4 protein-coding genes and 1 pseudogene are annotated in these 5,738 nt (G+C 63.5%); 2 read left to right on the top strand and 3 right to left on the bottom strand.

The features are described from left to right. Positions 1-380, top strand: a pseudogene (locus GO986_RS22250) (hypothetical protein); the annotation flags it as partial. A 45-nt stretch (positions 381-425) separates the two neighbouring features. Here GO986_RS22250 and GO986_RS22245 read toward each other — a convergent pair. From GO986_RS22245 to GO986_RS22235, 3 genes are all read right to left on the bottom strand, one after another. Beyond that, entirely contained in the window at positions 426-1,970 is a 1,545-nt protein-coding gene (locus tag GO986_RS22245) for a M56/M15 family metallopeptidase (RefSeq protein ID WP_157461717.1), read from the bottom strand. Further along, positions 1,954-2,334 carry a BlaI/MecI/CopY family transcriptional regulator gene (locus GO986_RS22240; RefSeq protein ID WP_157461716.1) on the bottom strand — a complete coding sequence of 127 codons (381 nt, stop codon included), beginning with the start codon at positions 2,332-2,334 and terminating at the stop codon, positions 1,954-1,956. Before GO986_RS22240 ends, GO986_RS22245 begins: the two co-directional genes overlap by 17 nt. A gap of 96 nt (positions 2,335-2,430) precedes the next feature. After that, positions 2,431-3,591 carry an acyl-CoA dehydrogenase family protein gene (locus tag GO986_RS22235; RefSeq protein WP_157461715.1) on the bottom strand — a complete coding sequence of 387 codons (1,161 nt, stop codon included), beginning with the start codon at positions 3,589-3,591 and terminating at the stop codon, positions 2,431-2,433. Positions 3,592-3,881: 290 nt separating this feature from the next. On the opposite strand from GO986_RS22235, the gene GO986_RS22230 reads away from it, so the two are divergent. Beyond that, positions 3,882-5,663 carry a chitinase gene (locus GO986_RS22230; RefSeq protein ID WP_157461714.1) on the top strand — a complete coding sequence of 594 codons (1,782 nt, stop codon included), beginning with the start codon at positions 3,882-3,884 and terminating at the stop codon, positions 5,661-5,663. Positions 5,664-5,738 lie beyond the last annotated feature (75 nt).

The following is a 5,738-nucleotide window of genomic DNA, read 5'->3' as shown; positions in this document are numbered from 1 at the left end:
GAGCACCCTCGCCTCTGAACCTGACTTTTTTATGCAGTCATGGCAGGTTCAGCAGCCAGGGAGAGCTATTGATGCGGTGTGATGACGTAGCCCTTTTGGTCAGTGCCTTAGCCGAGGATGGTTTTCAAGAGCGTACCGAGCCTGTCCCAGTGCTCAGCACGGTCAGCGCTCTTTTGATTGCCATGCACTTGAACGTATCGACTTGCAAGTCGCTGGGCAACCTGGAAACTGACTTGCACAGGGGCCGGGAGGAGACTCTGGCAAACCTATACCTGGCGCGCAAGGTGGACAGCTTTGGCGGTGGCCTGCACGGTTATCGCGCGCCGGAAAGCGTCTTTTCAAATGACTGCTTCAAAGCCGGAACGGCCAAGACCTCGTGACGTAGGGCCCTTCTCACACTGCCCTCCCCCTTATAGCCGCCGGGGTCAGCGCAGAGCCGTTAGCACCGAGCGGGCCAGAGCAGTACTCAGCAGTTTCTGATAAGACGCGTTCTGCAGTTGACGGCCCTCCTGAGGGTTCGTGGCAAACCCAACGCTGAAGAGAACGGCAGGCACTGAGGCCTTGGTAAGAACGGAATAGTCCATCGGCTGTACACCCAGATTCTTGGCACCAGTGGCAAGGGTCACTGCGTCCAACAGCTGACCCGCCACTGCTCTGGAAGTCTGCTCGTGTGGCTGAGCCACCGAAGAGACGTAAGCTCTGACGCCGCTCGACTGAGCATCTGGAGAAGCGTCAGTGTGCAAAGAGAGGAAGAGTCTGGCTGGTTGGCGGGCCAGCCGTAGGCGCTCCTCAAAGGCGGGCCGCTCATCTCCCCGGCGCGTCAGAATGACCTGAACGCCGCCTTTTTCCAGCTGGGCCTGAAGCTGAAGAGCCAGTGCCAGCGTCACGTCCTTTTCCCTGACGAAGCCCACTACGCCAGGGTCATCGCCTCCGTGACCGGCATCAAGCACCACCACGCCGTGCGGCGCGGCTGGGGTGACAGCCAGGGCCAGCGGTGATATGAATGCCCAGAGAAGCAGTGGAAAGCCGGCCAGGACAGCAACGTGTAAACGGTTCATAGGAGCCTCCAGAGGGCGCATCAGTGCGGTCATCCGCTGCATCAAATGGGTAGAGCCTATGGCTGCCGAAGTCAGCAGCGGCCAAGAGTGCGAATGTGCGTGGCCAGGCTCTGTCAGCCTGAGCAGGGCCTGGGCCAGGGCACGCGGCTCGGTGGACCGAGCGGCCCAGTGATCGCAGCATTCCTCACTGGCCCGGCGCCAGGCGGTCAGTGCCCAGCGGTTCAGCGGCTGCAGCCACAGCACCTGGGCCAGCACGCTTAGACCCAGGGTCCACAGCGGGTCATGGCGGCGCAGATGCGCGTATTCATGGGCCAACACTGCCGTGAGTTCTCTGGGTGAAAGCCGTTCTATGATGTTCGGCGGCAGCAAAATGGTGCGCCGGCCCAGAGCGCACGGCACTGCTATATCTGCCCAGCGCAGGTGTGCGGCCGGCCCCCTTGCAACAGCGGCCAACTGCTCAACCTGGAGTGTCAGCGCGCGGTCCTCTACCACACGGCCAAGCCGCGAACGAACAAGCCACCAGGCCACCCCAACGCGCACGCCCGCGCAACCCAGACTGACCCAGACCACCAACGCCAGCCAGAGAGGAGCTGTGTCAGAAACCTGCACCCGCCAGAGTCCAGGCTGACCTTCGGACGGCGCAGAGTGAGCCGCCATCTCTGACTGCTCTGGAAAAACTGTCTGGGGCCGAACAGAAGTTGTCGGCTTTGCGGCAGTGGTGGGTCCAGCCTGACCCGAGAAAACAGGACCAACACCAGCTGTCAGCAGTGGCAGGCACAGCGCCCCCCGGAGCAGCAAGTCGCGCACGGCCGCAGGCCGAAAGGGCGAAAACCGCACGAGGATCAGAGCACTCCCCAGGATCAGCGTGCTGTGCAGCAGGTAGGTCACCAGCAGGCTAATCACGGCGGTCATTGAGCAGCGCCTGAAGCTGGCTCAGCTCCTCTGCACTGGCCTGTTCATCTGTCAGGGCGGTGGTGAACAGCCGCAGGGCTGAACCATCGAAAACCCGGCGAATCAGGTCGTGAACTGCTCCTCGCTCAACCTCAGCCTGACTGAGTGCTGGGGCATAGATGTGGGCCTGCTGGTCGGCCTGCCGGGTGACGTACCTCTTCTCCAACATCCCCTGAAGATTGGTCTGAAGTGAGGTGTAGGCCGGCTTCGGACGCAGCGGAAAGACACTGTGCAGATGCTTGACAGTGCTAGGACCGTCGCGCCAGAGCAGTTTTAGCAGCGTGAGCTCGCGGTCGGTGGGTCCATTGTGCGGTGGTCTGGCCATAGCTCCTCCTGAGCCAGCAGTTTATCCGAGTTAACTCGGATTATCTACGGGTTAACTCGGAGATGCCAGGAGGCTGTGTTGTCGTGCCGTCCTTTTCTACTCCAGCGCACTCTGGCCGGTCAGGTGACGGCCAATAATCAGGGTGTGGATATCGTGCGTACCCTCATAGGTGTCTACGGTTTCGAGGTTCAGCATGTGCCGAATCACCGGGTATTCGGTGGTGATGCCGTTGCCGCCGTGTAGCTCGCGCGCCAGGCGGGCGCCCTGCAAGGCCACGCGCACATTGTTGCGTTTGGCATAGCTGACCTGGGCGTGATTCATCTGGCCACTGTCTTTCAGAGTTCCCAGGCGCCAGGCCAGCAGCAGGCCCAGCGAGTGATCGGTGGCCATCCGCGCCAACTTGTCCTGCACCAGCTGACGCGCGGCCAGGGGTCTTCCAAAGGTCGTGCGGGTGCTGGCGTAGTCCAGGGTGGCCTGAAGAACCGCTTCCAGCGCACCCATTGCCCCCCAGGCAATGCCAAAGCGTGCCGAGGACAGGCACGACAGCGGCGCCCCAAGCCCCTTGGCGCCGGGCAGACGATTGGCCGCCGGGATGCGGCAATCTTGCAACACCAGTTCGCCGGTTACGCTGGCGCGCAGGCTGTATTTGCGCTCAATCCTGGGGGCGCTCAGGCCGGGGGCGTCCGTGGGCACCAGAAACCCACCCACCGTGCCAGCCTCATCCCTAGCCCAGACCACTGCCACGTCCGCCATAGGGCTATTGGTGATCCACATCTTGCTGCCGTTCAGGACATAGCTGTCCCCGTCCCGCTGGGCACGGGTGCGCATGGCGCCGGGGTCACTGCCGCCGTCGGGTTCGGTCAGGCCAAAGCAGCCAATCAGGTCGCCGCTGGCTAGGCCAGGCAGCCAGCGCTGGCGCTGGTCTTCGGAACCGTAGGCGAAGATGGGCAGCATCACCAGGCTGCCCTGCACGCTAGCCGCCGAACGCAGCCCACTGTCCACCCGCTCCAGTTCGTACATCATGGCGCCGTAAGCGCTATAGGACACGCCCGCGCCGCCGTAGGTCTCCGGCGTGGTGGGCCCCAGCAGCCCCAACGCTCCGAACCGGCGCATCACGTCCCGCACGGGCAGGTCGCCGGCGTCCCACCAGGCCGCGACCTCGGGTAGCAGTTCGGCGTCACAGAAGGCACGCACACTCTGGCGCACCAGGCGCTCTTCCGGAGTCAGGAGGGCATGCACCGCAAATTCATCAAGCATGTCTCCTCATATCAGATTGACGGTGGCGCTAGCGCAGACCACGCCCGCCGCCTGCCATCTTTCGACTCAACCACAGCTGTCTAGACTGATAATAATTTTCACATCCGATGCGAGATCGGGTTGTGATTTTCTAATGGAGTTCCACAACTCCGTCCGTTTTTTGTTGAGTGATTGAATGCCGCTCCTGACCTTTGCCGTGGGAAGGGAGCACTGCGGCTTATCGACGTCACCCTGCGCCGCCGCTCCTTACTCCGCTTGTGTTCTCGCCTTCTCGTCTGAATGGAGGTCCTATGTCTGTTATCCATTGCCGCGCCGCACTGGCCCTTGTGTCTGTTACGTTGCTGCTAGGGTCGTGTGGGACGCAGGCGCCGGTGGCGCACCAGGCCACCTTGCAGGCCCAGGCCACGGGGCCCACCGCAACATTTGACAGCACGGGGACCTGGGACACGGGCTTCACCGGCCGCATCACCCTCACCAACCCGGGCCCCAGCGCCATCACCAGTTGGACCCTCAAGTTCAAGTTCAACGGTAACGCCGCTGCCGGCAGCAGCGCCTGGGGTGCGGGCGGCAGCATCACCAAAGACAGCAGTGGCCTGTACACCATCACCCCCAACGCCTGGGGCGGCGCCACCATCCCCGCCGGCGGCAGTGTCACCGTGGGCTATGACGGCTCTGGGCAGCTTACGGGCGTCAACACCTGCACCCTCAATGGCGCCAGCTGTGCCGGCACGACCACCCCACCCCCGGGCGGTGACACCACCGCCCCCACCGTGAGTCTCAGCGCGAGTCCAGGGACGGTGACGAGTGCGGGGACTGTGACACTGACGGCCACAGCGTCGGACAACGTGGGGGTGACGAAGGTGGAGTTCTATCAGGGCACGCGGCTGCTGAGCACCGACACGACGGCGCCGTTCACGGCGTCGGAGGCCGTGACGAGTGCCAACAACGGGAGCCGTAGCTACAGCGCCAAAGCCTTCGATGCCGCTGGCAACACCAACACCGCCACCGCCACTGTCACTGTCAATATCTCGACCACCCCGCCACCACCTCCCCCACCCACTGGCACTCTGCCGAAACACGCGCTGTTTGGCTACTGGCACAACTTCGACAATGGCAGCGGCTACATCCGCATGAAGGATGTCAATCCCGCCTGGGACGTAATTAACCTGTCGTTCGCTGAAAACAAGCCGGGAGGCGCGGAAGGTGAGGTGGCCTTCGTGCTGTGCCCGCCCCAAAGCTGCGGCGCCAGCGCTGAGAGTGAGGCCGATTTTATCGCCGGGATTCGCGCGCAGCAGAGCAAGGGCAAGAAAGTCCTGATCAGTCTGGGCGGCGCCAACGCGCACATTCAGCTGAACACAGCAGCGGCGCGCGACAACTTCGTGCGGACGATGGGCGACATTATCGCGCGCTACGGCCTGAACGGGCTGGACATTGACCTTGAAGGCGGCTCGCTGGCCCTGAACCCTGGCGACACCGACCTGAATAACCCCACCACGCCGGCGGTCCTCAACCTGATTGGCGCTGTGCAGAGCCTCAAAGCGCGCTTTGGGTCAGGCTTTCTTCTGACCATGGCGCCCGAAACGGCGTATGTGCAGGGCGGCCTGTCCAGTTACGGCGGCATCTGGGGGGCTTACCTGCCTCTGATTCACAAGTTGCGCGGCGACCTGACCACGCTACATGTGCAGCACTACAACACCGGCTCGCTGGTCGGCACCGACGGCCGCACCTACACGCCCGGCACGCCCGACTTCCACGTCGCCATGACCGATATGCTGCTGACCGGCTTTAACCTGGGCGGCAACCCCAATAAGCGCTTTCCCGGCCTGCGGGCCGACCAGGTGGCGATTGGCTTGCCGTCGGGCACACGCTCGGCGGGCAGTGGCTACACGACCCCAGCGGATGTGCAGCGCGCCGTCACCTGCCTGACCAGCGGCGGCAACTGCGGCTCCTACCGCCCAGGCACGACCTATCCGGCGCTGCGCGGCCTGATGACCTGGTCCATCAACTGGGACCGCGCCGACGGCCTGAACTTTTCGGGCGCCCACCGGCCTTTCCTGAATACCCTGCCCTGAACCAAGAGGGGCCCGCCGCGGAGAACATTTTCCGCGGCGGGCTTTTGCTGTGCGGGCAGCGGGTTAGGCGCCTCC

This window comes from Deinococcus arboris, assembly GCF_009755355.1.
Taxonomy (GTDB): Bacteria; Deinococcota; Deinococci; order Deinococcales; family Deinococcaceae; genus Deinococcus; species Deinococcus betulae.
This window is presented reverse-complemented; position numbering and strand designations above follow the sequence as displayed.

Excerpts from the sequence above, each read along its gene's own strand:
- GO986_RS22230 (WP_157461714.1), top strand. The coding sequence starts at position 3,882 with ATGTCTGTTATCCATTGCCGCGCCGCACTGGCCCTTGTGTCTGTTACG.
- GO986_RS22235 (WP_157461715.1), bottom strand. The coding sequence starts at position 3,591 with ATGCTTGATGAATTTGCGGTGCATGCCCTCCTGACTCCGGAAGAGCGC.
- GO986_RS22240 (WP_157461716.1), bottom strand. The coding sequence starts at position 2,334 with ATGGCCAGACCACCGCACAATGGACCCACCGACCGCGAGCTCACGCTG.
- GO986_RS22245 (WP_157461717.1), bottom strand. The coding sequence starts at position 1,970 with ATGACCGCCGTGATTAGCCTGCTGGTGACCTACCTGCTGCACAGCACG.